Source organism: Enterococcus sp. UD-01 (genome assembly GCF_044909655.1).
In the GTDB taxonomy this organism is placed as follows: Bacteria; Bacillota; Bacilli; order Lactobacillales; family Enterococcaceae; genus Enterococcus_L.
On the sequence record NZ_JBIYEU010000016.1, the window covers coordinates 54,511 to 75,452 of the forward strand.

Below are 20,942 nucleotides of genomic sequence, written 5' to 3' on the forward strand. Positions count from 1 at the left end.
CAGCCACTATAAATAAGGCCCTAAAGTGAACTCCTTCAATTGTTGGAGTTCATTTTTTGTTGGCATCGTAGAAATATAGAAAACGGGAATTGCCAAGTGATCCAGTGGAAGGTTAGAAACAAGAATATCCGTTGGTTGAAAAGCAAGCTGATCTAAGCTGGTAGATTCAACCTCTTTTAAGACAATTCGTTTGCCTAAATAATCCGCTAATTCCTGCTGTAAAAAAGCTTTCCAAGCCGGCTCGCCCTGAAAGACAAAATAAACCGTCATCATCTGTGGCTGTACCGCAAAAATTGCTTGCTGCTGTAAGAGCGCCATTAAATTGAGCAAATAGGTCGGATCACTCAACCGATTCTTTATTGCCAACGACTCTAGTAGATCAAGGTTTTGTTCAGTAAAATCTACCTGATTTTGGCGTGCAGTCATCAGTTCTTGATATTCCAGCTGAAATTGCTCAGACAAAGTCAATGACTCATTATACTTTAAAAGTACAATCAGCAAATTAGTTGCTAAAGCTGTTTCCTTTAATTGTGGCAAATGAAGGGTTTGCGCTAATTTTTGCACGAATTGCTGTGTCAGCACATTCAATTCAGCATACTGTTCCTGCAAAAGCGTTGCTAATTGAGAACCCTGACGATTGTTGTAATTCCAGCTTTCCAAAAAACAAAAGAAAGCAAAGAAAATCTCATTGTCCTGTAAATAGACACCTTCCTTTTTGTATAGTTCAGATAAAGCTTCAGCATAAGCATGAAACAAGGCATCCTCTTTATCAAAAATGAATTCACCGATCGTACAGCCTGCTTTGATCCGAATCGTATTAATGAAAAACCAGCAGGCGCCAAAAATCTGTTCTGTTTCAACCGCCAAATCAGACTGGTTCAGCTGCTTTAAAAATTGAAAGTAGTTGCTTTCATGAATAGAATAGTTTGAAAAAAAATAATTATTGTGCGTAAATGGAACTAGTAAGCGATGATAAAAGACGCGAATCGCCGTTTCATTGCCGGTTAATTGTGCTTGTGTAGCAGATAACTGAATAGCAATGTGAAATGTGGAAAGCTGCTGATTGATTTTTTTCGTGTATCTTCTTAAGGTTTCAAAGGAGATGCCGGTGTCATGCAGAAATTGTGGTACAGTCAGCTTCTTTTTAAAAAATAATTCTTTCAACAGCTGGACACCGACAGAGTGAGGAAGAAATAATTCCCATAATTCATTGGTCAGCTGCTGCTGACTCATCAGACGAATACCAGTGCTGTCTGTTTCAATTTGCCAGCCTTCTGGTAATTGCGCTTTGATAACCTGCAGATCAGAAAAAATCGTTCGTTCAGTCGTTTGGATTTCTGCTGCGAGATTTTTAGCTGTAATTTGGCGGTGGTTTAATAGCTGTTCAAGTATTAAAATCTGCCGATGAATATCTTTTTCAACAATAATTTTTTTCAGCATTGAATACATGCGTGAATCGCTCCTTTATGTCAAAATCTACAATAAAAATTGGACGTAATACGGGGACAAAATAAAAAACAATTCAGGTGAGAGTTATGTCATTTTTAAGGAAATATGGGTTTGACTTTTTACTATTAGGCGCCCTAAGTGATTTTTTAACGCCTTATGTACTAGGAATCTTTTATCCGCAGCTGGATCAGCAGCAACAGGTAATTAGTGCTTTTGGAGACGTTAATAGTCCGGTGCAGCACGCGTTTTTCATTTGGTCGGTGGTTTCAGGACTATTAATTGTAGGAGCTTTGCCTGCACTTGCTAAACATTGCAAGGCTGTGTCGAAAAAAATCGCTGCTTGTCTCTGTATCGCGCTAGGTGTTTACGGGATTGGCGATTGTATTTTTACAGGACTGTTTAGTATTGATGCACAAGAAAGCGTTTGGCGTTTTTCAACATGGGTTCACAATATTGGTTCTGGAATAGGCTATATGGGCTTTTTGATCAGTCCGGCTTTGTTTGCCTGGTTTTATCAGCGCGCAGGCAATCAGAAACAGAGTCGTTCATTTTTTCTATTATTTTTGGTCAGCATATTTTTTGCGGCCATTTACGGCTTGGCGCGACTGCCGCAGCTCAGTGACTTGCCTGTTTTAAATCAGCTAGGACTTTGTCAGCGAATTAGCTTCTTTTTTAACTATTTGCCAATCGTGCTTTTTTCCTTGCAGCAGCGAAAATGTCCAGATGATTTTTCAAGGCTATAGGTAAAAGGCATAGGCGGTTTACGTAATAAGTATTTTTCAAATCAATTAATTATAGCTTAGTATTATAAGAGGAACAAGCAACAGAAAGGAGTAAACAGGCTTATGACCCCGTTATTAGCAAAAATTATCGGTATCGAAATTTTAAAAGATTCTCCGTTATTTGACGAAATTCATCAAGAAAAAGCAGGCAATGATCCATTACTCGCTGCTTTAAACAACTCCTATCATGATGAAAAAGAAACTCTGGCGCTTTGTGAAAAAATTATAGGTCGTACCATTGACGCTTCAACGACGATTTCATTACCCTTTTATACAGATTTCGGCAAGCATATTTTTTTAGGAAAAGATATTTTCATTAACAAAAACGTCATGTTTGTAGACCTAGGCGGTATTTATTTAGACGATCGTGTCTTGATTGGTCCGAATGCTCGTTTGATTACAGTCAATCATTTAATGGAGCCGGAAAAAAGAAGAGGGATTCTGGTGAAGCCAATTCATGTAAAAGAAAATGCTTGGATTGGAGCGAACGCTACTATTTTACCCGGTGTAACAATTGGGAAAAATGCCGTCGTAGCAGCCGATGCAACGGTGACGAAGGATGTCGCAGATAATGTAATCGTTGCCGGGAGTCCTGCCAAAGTGATCAAAAAAATCGAATAAAAGCAACAGCCCTCGGCCGCAGCGGAATCGGTTGAGGGTATTTTATTAATGGCAAAAGCTAACAATAAAAACAGCTAAAGAATTCTCAAAAAAAGTTGTGAATTAGGCAAATTTCGAGTACAATTTAATTATAAAGAAAAATATTTTTTATTGCTAAAAAAAGATTAGGAGGTAAGAGGATGAGTAAGACTTATTTAAATTATGTAGGCGAAATTATTACCGATGTTGAGTACCATGGTTTAGGTGAACCAGAAGGCTTTTTGGAAGTGCATATGGATGTGGAGTTGCCATTTCGTCTCTATTGTCGTATGAACGATGCTGACTGGGAAGCAGTATCAGAGAATGAGCGGCTGGAATTAATCAAAGAATTGGAAGAAACCAAAGCTAAATACTCTAAAAGCGATTACCGCTACTACACGATGGATTTCTATTTAGCAAGCCTAGGTGGGTTATAATTCCTAATTAAATGAAAGCGTTTTAAAAAATAAGAAGAACTCAAAGCAGTAGCTAAACTATAAGTTCATCCAATTTGTGATTATTTGAACAAATTTACTGGAAAATAAAAATAAACAACGCTCTATTTGATAGCTTATATCAATTTAGAGCGTTTTTATCTGTCAAAATGAATAGATAAATAAAATAGAAACAGTATATATAATTATTATACTAAATAGATTGTAAAAACGCTTGCAAAGATTTGAGCAATATGCTAGAATAATCTCAAATTGAAAGAGTAGTTACTGATGAATTTGAGCAGGCTATATCTTAATTAGTTACCCGAGGCGGTAGCTTTATTAAGGATAGCTTTTTTTGTTGTGGAGGTGAAATGGGTTGAAGATAAAAAAGATATTAAATAACAATGCGGTACTTGTTGGGAAAAATGGCCGAGATTTTATTTGGATTGGCACTGGGCTGGGTTTTCAAAAAAAGCCGGGACAACTCGCGGATGAATCTAAAATTGAAAAGGTATTCGTGCTTCAAAAGAAAGCGACCATCAATCGACTCTTAGCTCTATTGGAAGCTACACCGATTGATTATGCGGCCTTGGCGGATGATATTATCTCGCTGGCAAAAAAAGAGCTGAAAAGCCAATTGAGCGAAGCGCTCTATGTCTCGTTAACTGATCATTTATACAATCTAGTGAAGCTCCATGAACAAGGCTTGCTGATCCACAATAAATTGTCGTGGGAAATCAAGAAATTTTATCCGAAGGAATTTGACGTCGGTAAAAAAGCCTTAACATTAATCGAAGCGAAATTCGGTATTACTCTTGAAGATGATGAAGCTGGCAATCTTGCTATGCACCTGATTAATGCACAGCTGACGGATACGATTGAGGTAACAGAGGATGTCCAAAAGCTGTCGAAAAAAATCAGAGATATTCTGGCACTCGTACGGATGCACAACAAAATTGAAATCAACGAAGATTCCTTAGCCTTTGATCGTTTTGTTACACACTTGCGCTTTTTCTTTAAGCGGTTGGACACGATGAGCCGCAATGAAAAAAGCAATCCGCTTTTACTGCACTGCATTGAGCAATACCCAAGTGCGTACAGCACGATGGACTTAATTGAAAAATATTTAAACGTGAAACTAACAGATGACGAGCAATTATATTTAATTCTTCATATTCAAAAATTAATAGAGAACGATTAAGGTTGTTACTGGTAAAGCAGGCAAGACTTAAAAAGCCGTAAAAAGGCTTTTTAGGTCTTGCCTTTTTTATAAAACGAAAGGAGCATTTCGCTATGAAGTACGAAAAATTAAGTACGGAAATTCTAGAAAATATTGGAGGAAAGGAGAATATTAATTCTATTACACATTGTATTACCCGGCTGCGTTTCAAATTAAAAGATGAAGCAAAAGCCAATACAGAGGCGATTAAAGAGCTTGATGGTGTTGTAACGGTCGTGAAAAGTGCTGGTCAATATCAGATTGTCATTGGCAATCATGTGCCGGAAGTGTACAAGGAATTTATTCAGCTGGCAGGAATTTCAGAAGAAAGCAGTAACAGTGAAGAGAAGCCTAAAGGATTTTTGAATACGTTTGTTGACATTGTTTCAGGAATCTTTACCCCTGTTATCGGTGTGTTGATGGCAGCTGGGATGATTAAAGGGGTTTTAGCATTATTGACCGCTTTTAATGTGATTGATAAAGAGTCAGGCACTTATTTGATTATTAATGCTTCGGGCGACGCGTTTTTCTATTTCTTCCCACTCTTTTTAGGGTATACTGCATCGAAAAAATTCGGAGGCAAACCGTTCTTGGGTATGGCGATTGGAGCAGCGCTGGTTTATCCGGCGATTGTGGCAGCCAACAGCACGATGGAGCCTTTATACACAGTTTTTGCAGGTACGCCGATTGAGTCACCTGTTTACATTACCTTTTTGGGAATTCCGGTGATTCTGATGAATTACGGATCAAGCGTGATTCCAATTATTGCGGCGACCTTTTTAGCTTCAAAAATCGAAGCCGGCTTAACGAAAATTATCCCGGTAATGGTGCGCAGCTTCTTTGTCACCTTTTTGACATTGATGATTACGATTCCTTTGACCTTCATTATTGTTGGTCCGATTACGACTTGGATCGGTCTGTTGCTTGGAGATGTTTTGGCTCAACTGTATGCGATTAATCCAATTATTGCAGGCGTGATTATTGGCGGTTTTTGGCAAGTGTTTATTATGTTTGGTTTGCATTGGGGCTTTGTGCCGATTGCGTTAAATAACTACGCGACTTTGGGCTACGACGTGGTAATGATGGCCGGCTTGGCAACGCCTGTAGCGATGGCTGGTGTAACCTTAGGTATTTTCTTGAAAACGAAAAATAAAAAAGTGAAAGAGATTGCTTTTCCGGCGTTCTTATCTGCGCTATTCGGAATTACAGAACCGGCACTTTACGGGATTACCTTGCCGCGAAAGAAAGCTTTTTATGCGACCTCAGCAGCCGTTGCGGTAGCCGGCGGAATTATGGGTATCTTCAATACAAAGGTTTATATTAACGGTGGAACAGGGATTTTTGCTTTACCGCGTTTTATTCATCCGGAATCAGGGATTGAAAGTAGCTTTATCGGGTTTGCGATTGCCAGCGGAGTAGCATTTTTAATCGGCTTGGGACTTGCCTTAACGATCGCTTATGATCCGAAACAAGATGCGGAAGAGAAAAAAGAAACAAAGGAAAAACCGGAATTTTTGTTAAATCAAGAAATGGGTAAAAACACGTTGTATGAATTGGAAAGTCCAATTGCCGGTGAAGTCGTTGCGCTGAGCCAAATTCAGGATGAGGCTTTTTCTTCTGGATTATTAGGCAAAGGCGTGGCAATTATTCCGCAAAAAGGTGAAGTTGTTGCTCCGGCAGATGGTGTGATCACAACCTTGTTCCCAACCAAACACGCTGTTGGCTTAATCACTGAAAATGGTGTGGAAGTACTGATTCATGTAGGCATGGATACGGTGAATTTACAAGGTCAATATTTCGATGCAAAGGTCAGCCAAGGGGATACCGTGAAAAAAGGTCAATTACTTCTGACTTTTGATATTGAAAACATTCAAAAGGCAGGTTATTCTGTTATTACGCCTGTTATTATTACCAATACGACTGATTATTTAGATGTGATTGACTCAAAAGAAACAATGATTTCAGCATCTGAACCGTTATTAACCGTCATATCTTAAGGTGGAGGAAAAATGATGAAAGAGAATATATTTTTATTTGTTGCAGACCAAATGCGAAGTGATTCAATGGCACATCTGGGCAATCCAGCGGCGATTACGCCGAATTTAGACGACTTGGCACAAGAAGGTGTTTCCTTTGAAAATGCCTATTGTCAAAATCCAGTGTGTGTTCCTTCCCGCAACAGCTTTTTAACTGGGCTTTATCCGCATGTAAACGGTCATCGGACGATGCATTATTTACAGCGGGAAGATGAACCAAATATTTTGAGAGAAATGAAAGAAAACGGCTATGAGGTGATTTGGATTGGCCGCAATGATATCATCCCCGGCGATCGGGCTAAAACAGCTTACTGTGATGAATATTATGATGGTATCACAGATGCAAATACACGGGATGTTGAAGGCGGTGCAGTGAATCATCATGCTGACATGAACGAAGCCAGCCAAAAGCTATATGACGATATGCTGTCCGGAGATACGTATTATTCCTTTTATATGGGCAAGCTGCCAGATGGTGAAGGCTATGGCAAGACCGACTGGAATTGTGTAGCAAAAGCCTTGGAATACATTGAGCGCAGAAAAAATGAACCATCGGCAAAGCCGTTTTTCGTCTACTGTACGATTTCATTTCCACATCCGCCTTATGCTTGCGAAGATCCATGGTATTCAAGCATTGACCGGACGAAGCTGCCGCCGAGACGGCCAAATGTCAAAGATCTTCCCAATAAAGCCAGTATGCTTTACGGCATCAATTCAAAACAAGAGCTGAATGACTGGACTGAAGAGCGCTTTGATGAGCTGCGTGCCACGTACTTAGCAATGGTTTCCCGTTTTGATCATCAAGTCGGCTTAATTAAAAATAAATTGCAGGAAGCCAATCTTTATGATGAAACCAATCTGATCGTTTTTAGTGATCATGGCGATTATACCGGCGATTATACGATTACTGAAAAGGTTCAAAACTGCTTTGAAGACCCAATTTCCAATGTGCCATTACTAATTAAGCCAGCGAAAACACATGAAGTGAAGCCTAGAATTACCAAAGCGCAGGCTGAATTACTTGATTTGCCGGCAACCATCGCAGATTTTGCAGGTATTGAATTGTCATACACGCAATTTGGCCAATCCTTGACGCATGTTTTAGCTGGAGATGAAGTTCATAAAGACGCTGTTTTTTGTGAAGGCGGCAGAATTCATGGCGAAAAACAAGCGATGGAATTAGGTCATGGTCCGGAATCGGCTTACTGGCCGCGTTTATCCACTCAATACAGTGAAGGACCGGAGCATACCAAAGCGGTTATGTGCAAAATGGATCAGTACAAATACATTATGCGCTTATATGAACAGGATGAATTCTATGATCTAGATCAGGATCCGATGGAGATCAACAATCTGGTCAATGACAGCAACTACCAAACGATTATTCAGAATATGAAAAATCGGGTCACACAATTTTACATGGAAACAACGGATTTTGTTCCAAACAAACGCGACAAGCGTTAACAAAAATATAAAAAGAGTGGAAGGGTCTTAATGAAACATATCTCAGTTCTAGTCAAGCCGGCATCTTCATTATGTAATATTCGTTGTAAATATTGCTTTTATGCGGATGTCAGCTCTCATCGCGATGTCAAGTCCTTTGGCAAAATGAAACCTGCTGTGACGGAAAAAATGATTACAAATATTTTCGCTGATTTAGACGACGGCGATCATTTAACACTGGCTTTTCAAGGCGGAGAACCGACTTTAGCTGGATTAGGCTACTTTCAATCGCTGGTTTCCTTAGTTGCTAAGCAAGAGAAAAAGGTTCATGTGCATTACGCTATGCAAACCAACGGAATTGTTATTAATGACCGTTGGTGCGCCTTTTTAAAGGAACATGATTTTCTAGTAGGCTTATCCATCGATGGACATCCACTGTATCATGACCTGAATCGGCTGGATGCAAAAGGGCGCGGGACCTTTCAGCGGGTCCTGCAAACCAAGCAACTTTTCGATGAATATGGTATTGAATATAACGTACTTTGTGTATTGACGAATCCGTTAGCGAAAGAAGCAAAAAAGGTTTACCAATTTTTGAAAAAGCAACAGATTCAATATGTTCAATTTATTCCTTGCTTAGACGATTTAGGCGCTGTGAAAAAAAATAAATATTCCTTAACTCCGAAGCGGTTTGCCAGCTTTTATCATCAGCTCTTACAGCTTTGGCTGCAGGATTTGCGGCAGGGACAATATATGAGTGTCAAGCTGTTTGATGATTTACTGAACTTGCTAGTGCGCCGTCAAGTCAGTGCCTGCGGAATTCTGGGTAACTGTCAGGTGCAGTATGTCATTGAAGCAAACGGCAGTGTCTATCCCTGTGATTTTTACGTGCTGGATGAGTATTGTTTAGGGAATATTCAAGAGCAAACCTTAAAAGAATTATTCGAACAGGATCTTTCCAAGCTATTTCTTTGCTCCAGAAAAAGTCTGCCGGATACTTGTGAAACTTGTCCGTTTAAAGCAATGTGTAACGGCGGCTGCAAGCGCATGCAGGATGCGATGTACGTTGATAATCAAGGCTATTGCGGTTATCAGCAGGTTTTAAAGGAATTTATTCCGAAAACAGAAGAAATAGTCACTCTGATTCAGGAGGTGAGTGGTTGATTATTGCAGTTCTTTATTTTTGTGTGATTATTTTTGCCAATACAATTGGCGCGGTTTCCGGTATGGGCGGCGGTGTGTTGATTAAACCAATTTTTGATTTAATTGGCGCGCATTCAGTTGAAGCGATTTCGTTTTATTCCACTGTTGCCGTTTTTACCATGTCGGTAGTTTCAACCACGCGACAATTAAAATTGGGTACCAAATTTGATTGGAAAATTGTCGGCTGGCTGTCGGCAGGATCAGTTTTAGGCGGCATTTTGGGAAATGTTACCTTTGAACGTTTGCTTGCTTTTTTTAGCGAAGCCTTTTACGTTCAGCTGCTTCAAATTGCATTAACCATTGCAACGTTGATCTTTGCCTTTTTATTTGTTAAATATGAATTCAAAACATATATGTTTACGACTGTTTATGCTTATTTGCTTTGCGGCATGACTTTGGGCTTTTTGGCGAGTCTGTTGGGAATAGGCGGTGGACCGATCAATGTAGCATTATTAATGCTGCTGTTTTCTTTTCCAATCAAGGACGCTACTGTGTATTCTATTTGTATTATTTTTTGTTCCCAATTGGCCAAGCTAGTAACGATTGCGACCATGACTGGATTTGAACGCTATGATTTATCTATGCTGTTGGCGATCATACCGGCGGCAGTCATTGGCGGGTTATTTGGAGCGCAATTAAGTAATCTATTAACTGAAAAGAAAGTTGCACTTGTCTTTCAAGGTGTCGTATTTCTGGTATTAATGATTAACTTGTATAACGGCTGGAAAATTTTGTTTTAAAAAAGAGGATGGCCAAAAGTTGTTTAGGTTCGAGCAATTGGAGTAAAAGACGACCAATATGCTTTTTATATTGATCGGATTTTATGAAATTGCCGAAGAACTTGACTTCTGGCTATTGTTTATTCGTAAGTAGTGGGCGGGACAAAACTGTTTTTTAGTTTTGTCCCGCCCACTTACGTTTTTTTTATTTTCTTTTTTTCTAAATAAACAGACATTAATTCAAGATGATGCATGACAGCTGCTTTACGCATCACGCCCATGCCGGGAAACTTTCCTGCTGTGTATGCATTCAAAAGCAGCTCCAAGCCTAATGTTTGCGGCAGCTGTCCGGAAGTTAGCCAGTCCTGAACATCTGTCATTAATTCAAAAAATTTGTCTTTTTGAGTAGGTGCTTCTTCACTGGATAAAAAATGATGAATCCGCAGCTGCTCGGCGTCAAAATAGACTAGATGCAGGCTTAAGCATTTAGCCGGATAACCGTGCTCATAATAAAGCCGACTATCAATGGAGAAATCACTAAAGCCAACAAAGCCTCTTTTTTGAAATGTCAAATGAGCGGTAGAAAATAGCTCGTCAGGACATTCCGCATAATATTCAGCTTTCGGTAAGCGTGTAAAGACGTCTTGAGAAAGAATTTTTTCACCTGTCACTTTTTGCAGCAATCGAAATTCTTCCGGAATCAAAACCTTAGATTGGTTCATTTGCCAATCACTCTCTAAGACAGGAGCGGCTTGTTGAATAATCCATAGTGAAGCAGTCTGTGTGAATGTTTCAAGCGGTTGATCAAGAATTAAAGCTTTTTTCGCATCTAGGGCAGTCAGAATCTCAGCACCTGTGGCAGTTAAAAACTCACCAGCCTGCGGATTTTGAATGAGATAAAAGGGCTGAGCTTTTGTTTGGGCAGTAGCTAAAAACTTGAGTAATGCTTTGGATTGTTTAACCGGTTCGATGATCGGCTGAACCTGAGGAGACAAGCGGTCGGCTTCTAAAAGAGCAGTTAATGCAAATAGATCAAACTGCTTGCCGCGAAAATAAGGATAGTACATTACGATTCCTCCAATAAACGTTGTTCCAAGGCAAAATAAGCCTCACGAGTAGCCGCCAGTTCCTCTTTTAACGCTTCAACCGCTTGATTGCTGATATCCTCTGAAAAACGATCATAATAATTCACGCCACCGCCGAACAAATCATATTCCGGCTGTCTCTTTTTTAGTTCCTTGTAAAGCTGATTGGTTGAAAAAACGCGTAACCCGCGTGCTGTCTGCTTGGCTTTTCCCACTTCTCTGGCTTGTGAAGCAATCAAACGAAATAATAAAGCCTGCTCATTCACGAGTAAATCTTGTCGCTGCGGCTTTTTTTCCACTGTGAAATAGCCCGGTAGTTGCTGCTCTTCGCTTGAAAGATATTCATGATACACTAAAACGCCGATCGTTGTAGGGATTTCAGTCTTAACCTTTTCAAAAAGAGCCGTTGGCAGGACAAAATAATTATAATTGCCAATAAAGGAAAGCTTAGCTTTTGAACGAAAATCCGCTTTACTAACTTTTAATTCATAGCAGCGCCATTCAAATTGATTATCCACCAAACGACAAGCCAAAGTATCCACGATTCCCTGATCTTCCGGCATGGTCACCTCTTCAACGACGATGTCACCATTATTACGGCAATAATAATAAAGCGTTTCTTCCATTTGCACAGTTAACGACGTTTTCATGACAAGCTCCTTTTATGTTTTCTACTACTATAAAACATACGTTCGTTTTTTGGAAGGCTTTTTTAAGAAGTTAAATAAAAACTAACGATTTTATAATTGGCAAGGGATTTTATTTTTCCTTTTGACGAATAGACTGCAACATGTTCGCTTCTCCTCATGAGTGTTGAGGTTGATATTAATTCCACCAATAGCATTTATGAAGGTACTGGCTTTAATCTTTCGGTTGCCGACTATAATCGCAGTTTATCTTATACGAAAAGCATAGTAAGGAAGCCATTTAGGAGAAATTCCCTTTGTTTTACTGATTACTCTATTTGATAATCATTCTCAATTGGAGATGCTTGTGTTATACTGAACAAAAAGATCTTGCTGAGAAGCATAGTGAAAAAAATAAACTGATGTAGAACGGTACAAGACTTGCTGAGAATCACAGTGAAATGAAATTGAACTGATGATGAACAGTATAAGACTTGCTGAGAATCACAGTGAAAGAATTGAGCTGATGATGAACAGTACAAGACTTTCGTAAGAAAGTGTTGAACCTTTTCATTAGTTATCCAGCTGCATGAGCTGACTCCTCGGGAAAAAGATAAAAGCTGTTTGTGACAAAAAGCGTCACAATCATCTTTTCCTATTTTCCAGTCGGAGTCGGGCAAGCTCATTCCGCTTTTAAATTTGGAGGTGTTTTCTTGAGGGAACGGAATTGTGGGCCGGTCATTATGGAAGAGATTAAAATGATAGAAGTGATGATTCGTTTGTATTATCAAAAGGTAAATCAGGCGGATATTTCCGAGGACAGGATGCTGCAATATGCTCAAAAGCGGTTAGAATTTTGCCGTTTTGGGGAAGAAAAGACCACCTGTCAGCGTTGCCCGATTCATTGCTATCAACCAAAATATCGTGCTCAAATGAAAAAGATTATGCGCTATTCAGGACCAAGGATGTTATTTAAACATCCCTATTTAACAATACGACACGCGTATCGCGGGTGGACAAGGAGAGTGACAAAATGAAAAAAGGGTTGTTTATTTTATGCGGCTCAATAACGTTGGTATTGGGCACGATTGGGATTTTTCTGCCATTTTTACCGACGACTGTTTTTTATTTACTTACGGGCTTTTTCTGGCTGAGGAGTTCAGAAAAGCTATATCAAAAATTTATTCAATCAGCTCATTATCAAAAGTATGTTAAAGAGGCGCTGCTGAACAAGGAAATGACGACAAAAGGGATGCTGCGGCTATTTTTCATCATGCTGATAATTTTCTTAATTCCCGGTTTGCTAGTCAATAATGTCATTATGCGCTTGTCATTAACAGTGGTTTATCTTGCGCATGTGATCGGACTAACCTGGTATTTAAAAGGAAAGGCTAATGCAACAAAACAAGAGACTAATCTGGGTGAAACGAATGATTGATGCACGATTATTTCAATTAACTGAAAAGAAAAATCTCTTTAAAATAGTACTTGCTCGTCTTTTATATCTCTGTCTGTCCATCATGATGTGGCTGACGATTGCTTACCAGTTGGATAATTATTTACAATCAGGAAGCATAGCTAGTTTGCAACTGTTGGGAGCGGTGTTAAGCACACTTGGCTTGAAAATCCTCTTAACGCATTGGCTGGAAAAACTAACCTATCAGGCTTCTGCCGAGTTACGTCTAGCCATGAGAAATTCAGTGATGGAAAAAGCCTTTCGTTTAGGGAAAAATCAGCAGCAGCTTTCTTCTGCCACTTTAGCCCAGCTTTCTGTGGACGGCATTGAACAATTAGAAATTTACTATGCTCGTTTTTTACCGCAATTATTTTATTGTTTATTTGCTTCATTGCTAATATTTGGCACACTTGTAGGCTTTGCTTGGCGTCCGGCAGTGGTTCTTCTCATTTGTATGCCGCTCATCCCGCTTGTCATTATGAGTGTAATGAAAATTGCTAAACGAATTTTAAGCGGGTACTGGACGCAGTATACCGATTTAGGGGCAAAATTTCATGAAAATCTAAGCGGCTTGAGCACCTTAAAAGCTTTTGATCAGGATGAACGAAAACAAAAAGAAGCGGCAGCTGATGCGCAGCGTTTTAGAAAAGTAACGATGAGCCTGCTGTCAATGCAGCTGAATTCTATTACGGTTATGGATATTGTTTCTTATTGTGGCGCGGCGTTAGGCATTGGCTTAGCCTTATTTTCCTATCAGCAGCAGGCCGTTTCATTTGTTGGTTTGCTGATGTTTCTTTTGTTGAGTGCTGAATTTTTTATTCCCATGCGCCAGCTAGGCTCCTTATTTCATGTGGCAATGAATGGCATTAGCGCCTGTAAAAAGCTCTTTACCTATTTGGAGTTGGAAGAGCCGGCATTTGGTTCCGCTACCTTAACTGCGCCTTTAGAAAAAATCACTATTGAGCAAGTGACTTTTCATTATGAGGAAACGAAGAAGCCGGTATTGACGGACATTTCTCTGGAAGTAAAACAAGGACAATTCACAGCTCTTGTAGGGAAATCCGGCTCTGGAAAAAGTACCCTCGTTCGTTTATTAGCTCATCAGCTGACTAATTTTACGGGGAAAATATACTGGAACGAGCAAGAGCTACAGACATTATCACAAACAACGATTCAAGAAAAGGCACTGCTTGTGGATAATCATGGGTTTTTATTTCCAACAACGATTGAAGAAAATCTTTTGTTAGGCAATGCAGCGGCTTCTGAGCAAGAGCTGTGGCAGGCTTTGGCAAAGGTTCAATTAAGTGATTTTGTTGCGGCTCTGCCCAATCAGCTGCAAGAGCCTTTGACTGAAAACGGCGGAAATCTTTCCGGTGGTCAGCGCCAGCGCTTGCTTTTAGCAAGAGCGCTGCTGCGTGGAGCAGAGGTTTATATTTTTGACGAAATTACTTCCGGTATTGATCTGGAAAGTGAAGAAGCGATTCTTCGCTGTTTACAGGAATTAGCACAAACAACGCTCGTTCTGTTTATTTCTCATCGTTTATACAATGTTTTGAAGGCGGATCAGGTATTCGTTTTTGAGGATGGACGACTGGTAGAAGCCGGTGCGCCAAAAGAACTGCAGCGAACGGCCGGTTACTTTAAAAATTATTTTGTGGAAGAGCAGGCATTACTGAATGGAGGTAGCGAAAATTGAGAGAAGCAAAAGTGATTCGTTGGCTACTAACATTTGTCAGCCATGTGAAATTAAAAGTGATTTTGGCAGTTTGTTTAGGGATCATTAGTAATTTAGCCGTGGTAGCTATTCCCATTATTGGTCTTCAAACAGGCTTGGAGCTATATTATGGTCAAGCAAGTGCGCCGGGACAAGCCTTGCTGTGGATGCTGATGTTAGGTGTGATACGAGGAGTTGCCAGATACGGCGAGCAGTATTTAAATCATGAGATTGCCTTTCATTTATTGGCGGATATTCGCGAGTATATCTTTGCTGCGGTACGTGCTTTAGGTCCGGCTAAATTAGCTGGAAAAAAGAGCGGCGATCTCGTAACGGCCATCACTACAGATGTAGAAGCGCTGGAGGTCTTTTTTGCTCATACGATTTCACCCGTGCTGATAGCTCTTGGAACGAGTATCGCTACGATTAGCTATTTGTGGCAGTATCATGCCGGCTTGGCGGTGGTGTTGCTTGTCGGGCAGCTTTTGGTTGGCGTGGTTATTCCCCTAAAAGGCTACTACAGCAGCCGCAGAGTAGGGGATGATTTTCAAGAAGCGTTTGTTGTGTTGAACCAAAAGGTTATCGAAAATATTGCTGGTCTGCAGGATATCGCGCAGTATTCTTTAGCGCAGGAGCAATTGAGTCAGCTGGGGCAGGCAGGACAAGCGCTTAATAAGCAATATAAGCGCCGTCTGGAACAAGAAAGCAAGTTGAAAATTTGGAGTGAGATCATTCTCTTATTAACAGCAGTCAGCATCTTTTTATTAGGTGTTCAGTTGGGGCTTGCAGCAGAAACAGTCTTAATCAGTACGGTTTTAAGCTTGAGCGCTTTTGGTTCTGTCTTGGCTTTAAGCGGCTTAGGCAGCGCGCTTTTAACGACCCTAGCTAGTGCCAAGCGCTTGTTTTTATTAACGAATGAGCAACCGGTCGTCACTTTTGCAGAGAGTCACGAAATGGTAGATACCTTTGAAACAGGAAAAGCACAGGATGTGACATTTGCATATAATGAGCAGCCGCTGTTAGAAGCGCTATCTATTACTGTTGAAAAAGGCAAGATTATTGGGATCGGTGGACAAAGCGGCAACGGAAAAAGTACGCTGGTGAAGCTGTTTATGCGCTATTGGGATCCAAAGGCTGGTACATTTACCATTGACCAAACGAATTTAAAGGAGCTTACAGAAGCTTCCATTCACCGAATCGAGGGCGTTATGGAGCAAAGTACCTTTCTTTTTGAAGACACAATCAGCAATAATATTAAATTGGGTAAGCCAGCTGCTACACAAGCTGAGGTAGTAGAAGCCGCTAAAAAAGCTTCGCTGCATGAATGGATACAATCATTGCCGGACGGCTATGAAACAATGCTCGACAGCTCCAGCCGAAATGTATCTGATGGTGAAAGACAACGACTGGGCTTAGCACGGCTTTTTCTACATGATGCGCCTTTTTTGCTTTTGGATGAGCCAACGAGTAATTTAGACTATTTAAACGAGCAGATTATTTTAAGCTCATTGACGAAAGAAACAGCGGCTAAAGCTGTATTGCTGATTTCTCATCGGGATACGACGTTGGCAATTGCGCAACAGCGTTATTTGTTGGAAAAAGGTCGTTTACACGCCGGAAACTAAATAAACCCGACTACCCGGATTTGAAGAAAAATGCGAGTAGTCGGGTGTTGCTTATTCTAGAGTAACCGGATAGACTGTACCTGTATTCGCCGCTAATTTCTGTAAATGCTGCAGCAACAATAAGATCCAGCTGAAGGCCAGAAAAAATGCAATCAGTTCAAAAGCAGTTAAGGATAAATAACCCACCGCTGAAAATAAGAGATTTGCTACAAAGAGAATTGCACCGATTAAATAGGAAATACTTAAAAACTCCTTGGTAACCTTTGGCAGCAACCACTTAATAGCAACAATCAATAAAATAATCATATACACCAGTAAATTTGCGGCCTGATTATGCAGCTCATGCATTCTGCTATGACCATTATTAGGGAAAAAGCCCACCGCACCTAAATCAAGCGCAGTCAAGGTTAAAAAAATTCTTAATAGCGTTAAGCGGAGATTTTTAGGGTATAAGTGATGCAATAAAACAAATAAATAATCAACTAAAGCAATCATTAATAACGCCGAAATCATCAACGTTAAATTAAACTGCCAGCTGTCCTTCGCTTCGTTTGTTCCTAAAAAACTAAAATTTTTCTGCCACCACTGCAGTTGACTGTTGGTAGCCATGGCCAGCAAAACTCCGCCGACAATCATGGAAATAAGCAACGTAGTGATTAAAGCAGGAGAAATCGCCAGTGCAAAATAAATCATTAAATAATTAACCAGACTGGTGAACAGGAAAAAAATCAGCGTGGCAGTTAATAAATCAAAGCTGGCGCCTTCAAAGACAATGCCGACCAGCCAGAAAAAACCAACTAACAAAACACCAAGGATAACTGTAAAAGAAAGCAAAATAGTCGGTAAATTCCGCCAATAGATAGCTTTCAAATTAGTTATCTTCTTTTTTTTCGCTTGAATAAAAAACACAATAAACGAGCACATACCGCTTAATAGACCTAACAAAATAACCATGCTCGCAATCGATTTTGAGCCCGTCATCATGATCTGACTGTAATCATTTAAATGAAAGTAAGCGATGAAAATCAGACTGGAAATGATGGACGGAATCAGAAACCAACGTAATGAAACGGTTTGTGTTTCAGTCTTTTGCTGTAAGGGCTCAATAATCATTTTTTGACCGGAAAGGCTTAGCTGCAGCTTTGTATCGGTTTTAAGCTCCAATTGTTCAACAACAGCTGGAGGCAGTGAGATTTTATTTTTTTCATGTGACATGGGTAAGCTCCTTAAAAAAAATCAATGCTACATCGAAAAAATAAGTGTTCGATAATAGCGTTAGTAACATTATAACGCAAAATAAATCAAACCGTTTTAATAGTTTGGAAAAAATAACTAAATTTACGTTTGTTTATTTAAATGAGATTTTTATCATTTGAAAAATGCTAGTTTTTTTTAATGAATATGTTAAAATGAGTACGCTGTCTATTTGGTTTTGAACTCGGAGGAATGTTCTACATGAAAAGAGATAAAAACATAGCTTGGCGTGAGGCGCTGCATGCGGTTTTGCCCCTGTGTTTAAGCTATATTCCCGTTGGTTTAGCTTGTGGCGTGCTGCTGCAAAAAGTCGGTTTCAATGTGTTTTTAACAGCGTTTATTTCCATGATTGTCTTTTCCGGCGGTGCCCAATTTTTAGTGGCTTCGATGTTAAGTGTCAACGCGCCGATTTTATCGACAATCCTGATGACTTTTTTTCTTGAATTACGCTATGCCTTGCTAAGTTCAAGTATGTCAATGTTTATGAAAAAAGAAAAAAGAGGGTTTATTGCGTTATTTTCTCAATCCTTGAATGACGAAAATTATGCTGTAAATTATTTAAAATATTCAACGGATCCTACGTGGAACAAACAAAAAGCATTGTATGTCAATTGGTTTTCCTTATTATCTTGGTTGGGAAGCAACGTGGTTGGCACGATGTTGGGAACCGTCATTCATTTAAATGCGGAAACGGTTCATTTTGCCTTGACGTCCATGTTTATTTTTATGTTCGTCATGCAAATGAAGGATCGGGTGCTGGTTTTTACCGGTATTCTTTCCGGAGTATTGGCAGTTGTATTTATGCTGCTGTTTCAAAATACCTTTGGCTTGATTGTGGCAACGGTTTTAGCTTCATTATGCGGCTATGCTGGCGAACGTGTCCTGAAAAAGCAACGGGTCAAAAACAAGCAAAAAGCAGGCGAGCCGAATACACCACTGTTCCCGTTTTCTGAAAAGGAGGCCCAAAAAATTGACTAGCTGGTCTTTATTCCTATTGGTTTTAGGTTTATTTGTCGTTTCTTATATTCCGCGGGTAATTCCCATGCTGTATTTTTCCAAAAGAAAAGTTCCGACTTGGTTTAGTGACTGGATGAAATACGTACCGGTTGCGTTGTTTGCTGCGCTGTCATTTAAAGACGTTTTTATTACTCATGAGCACTTGGACTTAATGTGGAATGTAAAAATCATTGCAATGGCTCTTGTTTTAGGGATCGCGTATAAGACGAAATCTATGGCATTATCTGTTATTGTGGGATTATTAGCAATTTTTTTATTGTCGATGATTTAATAAAAATTGGAGAGATGAAGACCTGTTTGTAATGCTGGGTCTTTTTTTATTTGTGTAGAAAACGTGCTATAATCAAGGTGCAACGCTTGGTTGCGTTTGAAAAAAGTAACTTATTTACGGAGCAATGAATCCGTGCGAGAAAATAGCTGGACTCACAGAAAGGGGCGTCTTATAGTGAAAATGGAAGTAGGAACACAAATTAAAAAACTTCGCCAACAGCAACAAATTTCACAACAGGAGCTGGCTGACTATCTGCATCTCTCCAGACAAACCATTTCTAAATGGGAGCTTGGCAAGAGTCTGCCGGATCTAGAAAACGTCATCCGTCTTTCCGAATATTTCAATGTCAGTGTTGATGTTTTGCTTGGGCATAAAAAGCCCGGTTTCTTTAGAAATTTGTTTGAGGGGAAAACAGAAAGTAAGGGAAGTATGATGGATGGATCAGTGAAGAATGCAGGCGTTTTGTACAGTGTTTATACGCAAGATGTTCAACCGATGTTTGCACAAGGAAAACGTGTAAAAGCCTTTATCAAAATTGGAGATAAAATTTTGCCGCAGGTGACCTTTTCCAGAATTATGGGGAATGCGAATTGCTTATGCAGCTTTAGCAAGACCAATGTGACGATTGAACAAACAGGAAAATTCAAATTTTTGGTGAATCTGCCGATCGAAAAGCAAATTGCTTCTTTTCCGTTAAGTGATATTCAGGAAATCAAGCTGTCCTTTGGCAAATATGCTTTTGTAATTGGCGGCAGCTTTGTGACGTTCATCGATATTATCACCAAAGATCAGAGTTATTTCTTAGGTGCTGATTCATTAAAGGTGGCTCATTGGATTTGGCATGCCGGCCTGTTTGCTGAGGCAAAAATTCCAATCAGCGCATCATTTTCGGAAATATTAGCGTTAGAGGATGAAGAAGAGGCTGCTGAAAAAATTCGCGAGCAAGCAGATCAAATACCGTTGCTTTATGTAAAAGAAATATAGAACAGAGGTTGCACCAAATGTCGTTAAGCTTGAACAATTGGGGTAAAGGATGGGTAATCTGCTTTTTATATTGAACGGAATTGATGCAATTGCCGAAGAGCCTGAAATTTGGTTACCGATTATTCATAAGTAAAGTGCAGGACAAAGCTATTTCTTCGTTTTGTCCTGCACTTTTTTGTTTCTTGTTAAGTCAAATGAACGCCTTTATCTACATAGATAATATCGCCGACAATGCCAGCAGCCAGCTCGCTGACTAAAAAGGCACAGGTATTTCCAACCTCTTCGATAGTCACGCCTGTTTTATCTGGTGTACGATCCTCAGAAAGCTTGATTAGTTGATCATAATCTTTGACGCCCGTAACGGCTAAGGTTTTAATCGCACCTGCGGAAATACCATTCACTCGAATTTTATCAGCTGCAAATTCATAAGCTAAATATTTAACCGCTGTTTCCAAAGAAGCTTTGGCAATACCCATCATATTGTAATTAGGAATCGCACGCTCAGAGCCTAAATAAGTCATCGTGACAATACCGGCACCGGGATTAAGGATCGGTTTCGCCTGATGAGCCACAGCCAATAGCGAATAGCTGCTGATGTCCTGAGCCATCAAATAGCCAGAACGACTAATGTCGCTGACGTTGCCGTCTAATTCTTCCTTGTTGGCAAAAGCGATAGCATGGACTAATCCGTCAATTGTTGCTACTTCGTCTTTAATGGTTTGAAAAGCGGCCTTAATGGACTCATCAGAAGCAACATCACACTCTACAAGTAAATCTGTCGGCTCCGCTAATTTTAATAATTGCTTTTTCATTCGATCATTTTGATACGTATAAATAATTTGCGCGCCTTGCTCCTTCAGCGCTTTCGCACAGCCCCAAGCAATACTGCATTTGTTTGCTACACCCATGACGACGACTTTTTTATTTTGTAAAAACATCTGTGATTCCCCTTTAGAATTATTTTAGTGTGTGAATAATTGGTC

20 protein-coding genes are annotated in these 20,942 nt (G+C 39.9%); 15 read left to right on the forward strand and 5 right to left on the reverse strand.

Going from position 1 to position 20,942, the window contains the following annotated elements:
• Positions 1-6: 6 nt before the first annotated feature.
• Positions 7-1,440, reverse strand: a complete 1,434-nt coding sequence (locus tag ABH902_RS12615) for a helix-turn-helix domain-containing protein (protein WP_404591290.1) — start codon at positions 1,438-1,440, stop codon at positions 7-9.
• A 95-nt stretch (positions 1,441-1,535) separates the two neighbouring features.
• On the opposite strand from ABH902_RS12615, the gene ABH902_RS12620 reads away from it, so the two are divergent.
• From ABH902_RS12620 to ABH902_RS12655, 8 genes are all read left to right on the forward strand, one after another.
• Positions 1,536-2,192, forward strand: a complete 657-nt coding sequence (locus ABH902_RS12620) for a DUF998 domain-containing protein (protein ID WP_404591247.1) — start codon at positions 1,536-1,538, stop codon at positions 2,190-2,192.
• 102 nt (positions 2,193-2,294) lie between these two features.
• Positions 2,295-2,852: a DapH/DapD/GlmU-related protein gene (locus ABH902_RS12625; protein WP_404591249.1), complete on the forward strand. Its 558-nt coding sequence runs from the start codon at positions 2,295-2,297 to the stop codon at positions 2,850-2,852.
• A 179-nt stretch (positions 2,853-3,031) separates the two neighbouring features.
• Positions 3,032-3,307 (forward strand): hypothetical protein, encoded by a 276-nt coding sequence (locus ABH902_RS12630; RefSeq protein WP_404591250.1) that lies wholly within the window; start codon positions 3,032-3,034, stop codon positions 3,305-3,307.
• 376 nt (positions 3,308-3,683) lie between these two features.
• Positions 3,684-4,508: a PRD domain-containing protein gene (locus ABH902_RS12635; protein WP_404591252.1), complete on the forward strand. Its 825-nt coding sequence runs from the start codon at positions 3,684-3,686 to the stop codon at positions 4,506-4,508.
• A 92-nt stretch (positions 4,509-4,600) separates the two neighbouring features.
• Positions 4,601-6,523: a beta-glucoside-specific PTS transporter subunit IIABC gene (locus ABH902_RS12640; protein ID WP_404591254.1), complete on the forward strand. Its 1,923-nt coding sequence runs from the start codon at positions 4,601-4,603 to the stop codon at positions 6,521-6,523.
• A gap of 15 nt (positions 6,524-6,538) precedes the next feature.
• Entirely contained in the window at positions 6,539-8,026 is a 1,488-nt protein-coding gene (locus ABH902_RS12645) for a sulfatase-like hydrolase/transferase (RefSeq protein WP_404591256.1), read from the forward strand.
• Between the two features lie 30 nt (positions 8,027-8,056).
• Positions 8,057-9,169: an SPASM domain-containing protein gene (locus ABH902_RS12650; RefSeq protein ID WP_404591258.1), complete on the forward strand. Its 1,113-nt coding sequence runs from the start codon at positions 8,057-8,059 to the stop codon at positions 9,167-9,169.
• A complete protein-coding gene (locus ABH902_RS12655; protein WP_404591292.1) occupies positions 9,169-9,948 on the forward strand; it encodes a sulfite exporter TauE/SafE family protein in 780 nt (259 codons plus the stop codon). Before ABH902_RS12650 ends, ABH902_RS12655 begins: the two co-directional genes overlap by 1 nt.
• A gap of 173 nt (positions 9,949-10,121) precedes the next feature.
• On the opposite strand, the gene ABH902_RS12660 is transcribed toward ABH902_RS12655, so the two are convergent.
• Positions 10,122-10,994, reverse strand: coding sequence for a sce7725 family protein (locus ABH902_RS12660; RefSeq protein WP_404591259.1), 873 nt, complete (start codon positions 10,992-10,994; stop codon positions 10,122-10,124).
• A complete protein-coding gene (locus ABH902_RS12665; RefSeq protein WP_404591261.1) occupies positions 10,994-11,662 on the reverse strand; it encodes a hypothetical protein in 669 nt (222 codons plus the stop codon). Before ABH902_RS12665 ends, ABH902_RS12660 begins: the two co-directional genes overlap by 1 nt.
• 689 nt (positions 11,663-12,351) lie before the next feature.
• On the opposite strand from ABH902_RS12665, the gene ABH902_RS12670 reads away from it, so the two are divergent.
• The 4 genes from ABH902_RS12670 to ABH902_RS12685 are packed head-to-tail and all read left to right on the forward strand — an operon-like array spanning position 12,352 to position 16,433.
• Positions 12,352-12,675 carry a nitrous oxide-stimulated promoter family protein gene (locus ABH902_RS12670; RefSeq protein ID WP_404591263.1) on the forward strand — a complete coding sequence of 108 codons (324 nt, stop codon included), beginning with the start codon at positions 12,352-12,354 and terminating at the stop codon, positions 12,673-12,675.
• On the forward strand, positions 12,672-13,076 hold the full coding sequence (locus ABH902_RS12675; protein ID WP_404591265.1) for a YbaN family protein: 405 nt from the start codon (positions 12,672-12,674) through the stop codon (positions 13,074-13,076). The genes ABH902_RS12670 and ABH902_RS12675 overlap by 4 nt, the downstream gene beginning before the upstream one ends.
• Positions 13,069-14,790: an ABC transporter ATP-binding protein/permease gene (locus tag ABH902_RS12680; protein ID WP_404591267.1), complete on the forward strand. Its 1,722-nt coding sequence runs from the start codon at positions 13,069-13,071 to the stop codon at positions 14,788-14,790. Before ABH902_RS12675 ends, ABH902_RS12680 begins: the two co-directional genes overlap by 8 nt.
• Positions 14,787-16,433, forward strand: a complete 1,647-nt coding sequence (locus ABH902_RS12685) for an amino acid ABC transporter ATP-binding/permease protein (protein ID WP_404591269.1) — start codon at positions 14,787-14,789, stop codon at positions 16,431-16,433. Before ABH902_RS12680 ends, ABH902_RS12685 begins: the two co-directional genes overlap by 4 nt.
• 51 nt (positions 16,434-16,484) lie before the next feature.
• Here the strand turns inward: ABH902_RS12685 and ABH902_RS12690 are convergent, their stop codons facing one another.
• Positions 16,485-17,648, reverse strand: a complete 1,164-nt coding sequence (locus tag ABH902_RS12690) for an AbrB/MazE/SpoVT family DNA-binding domain-containing protein (protein ID WP_404591271.1) — start codon at positions 17,646-17,648, stop codon at positions 16,485-16,487.
• Positions 17,649-17,888: 240 nt separating this feature from the next.
• Between ABH902_RS12690 and ABH902_RS12695 the strand changes: the two genes are divergently transcribed.
• From ABH902_RS12695 to ABH902_RS12705, 3 genes are all read left to right on the forward strand, one after another.
• Positions 17,889-18,665: an AzlC family ABC transporter permease gene (locus ABH902_RS12695; RefSeq protein WP_404591273.1), complete on the forward strand. Its 777-nt coding sequence runs from the start codon at positions 17,889-17,891 to the stop codon at positions 18,663-18,665.
• A complete protein-coding gene (locus ABH902_RS12700; RefSeq protein WP_404591275.1) occupies positions 18,658-18,975 on the forward strand; it encodes an AzlD domain-containing protein in 318 nt (105 codons plus the stop codon). Before ABH902_RS12695 ends, ABH902_RS12700 begins: the two co-directional genes overlap by 8 nt.
• A 180-nt stretch (positions 18,976-19,155) precedes the next feature.
• Complete coding sequence (locus ABH902_RS12705) at positions 19,156-19,959, forward strand: helix-turn-helix domain-containing protein (protein ID WP_404591293.1); 804 nt, start codon at positions 19,156-19,158, stop codon at positions 19,957-19,959.
• A 185-nt stretch (positions 19,960-20,144) separates the two neighbouring features.
• On the opposite strand, the gene fabI is transcribed toward ABH902_RS12705, so the two are convergent.
• A complete protein-coding gene (gene fabI, locus ABH902_RS12710) occupies positions 20,145-20,897 on the reverse strand; it encodes an enoyl-ACP reductase FabI (protein WP_404591276.1) in 753 nt (250 codons plus the stop codon).
• Positions 20,898-20,942 lie beyond the last annotated feature (45 nt).

Coding starts and splice junctions, on each gene's coding strand:
- ABH902_RS12650 (WP_404591258.1), top strand. CDS start 8,057: ATGAAACATATCTCAGTTCTAGTCAAGCCGGCATCTTCATTATGTAAT.
- ABH902_RS12695 (WP_404591273.1), top strand. CDS start 17,889: ATGAAAAGAGATAAAAACATAGCTTGGCGTGAGGCGCTGCATGCGGTT.
- ABH902_RS12665 (WP_404591261.1), bottom strand. CDS start 11,662: ATGAAAACGTCGTTAACTGTGCAAATGGAAGAAACGCTTTATTATTAT.
- ABH902_RS12620 (WP_404591247.1), top strand. CDS start 1,536: ATGTCATTTTTAAGGAAATATGGGTTTGACTTTTTACTATTAGGCGCC.
- ABH902_RS12640 (WP_404591254.1), top strand. CDS start 4,601: ATGAAGTACGAAAAATTAAGTACGGAAATTCTAGAAAATATTGGAGGA.
- ABH902_RS12675 (WP_404591265.1), top strand. CDS start 12,672: ATGAAAAAAGGGTTGTTTATTTTATGCGGCTCAATAACGTTGGTATTG.
- ABH902_RS12690 (WP_404591271.1), bottom strand. CDS start 17,648: ATGTCACATGAAAAAAATAAAATCTCACTGCCTCCAGCTGTTGTTGAA.
- ABH902_RS12645 (WP_404591256.1), top strand. CDS start 6,539: ATGAAAGAGAATATATTTTTATTTGTTGCAGACCAAATGCGAAGTGAT.
- ABH902_RS12680 (WP_404591267.1), top strand. CDS start 13,069: ATGATTGATGCACGATTATTTCAATTAACTGAAAAGAAAAATCTCTTT.
- ABH902_RS12630 (WP_404591250.1), top strand. CDS start 3,032: ATGAGTAAGACTTATTTAAATTATGTAGGCGAAATTATTACCGATGTT.
- ABH902_RS12705 (WP_404591293.1), top strand. CDS start 19,156: ATGGAAGTAGGAACACAAATTAAAAAACTTCGCCAACAGCAACAAATT.
- ABH902_RS12625 (WP_404591249.1), top strand. CDS start 2,295: ATGACCCCGTTATTAGCAAAAATTATCGGTATCGAAATTTTAAAAGAT.
- fabI (WP_404591276.1), bottom strand. CDS start 20,897: ATGTTTTTACAAAATAAAAAAGTCGTCGTCATGGGTGTAGCAAACAAA.
- ABH902_RS12615 (WP_404591290.1), bottom strand. CDS start 1,440: ATGCTGAAAAAAATTATTGTTGAAAAAGATATTCATCGGCAGATTTTA.
- ABH902_RS12660 (WP_404591259.1), bottom strand. CDS start 10,994: ATGTACTATCCTTATTTTCGCGGCAAGCAGTTTGATCTATTTGCATTA.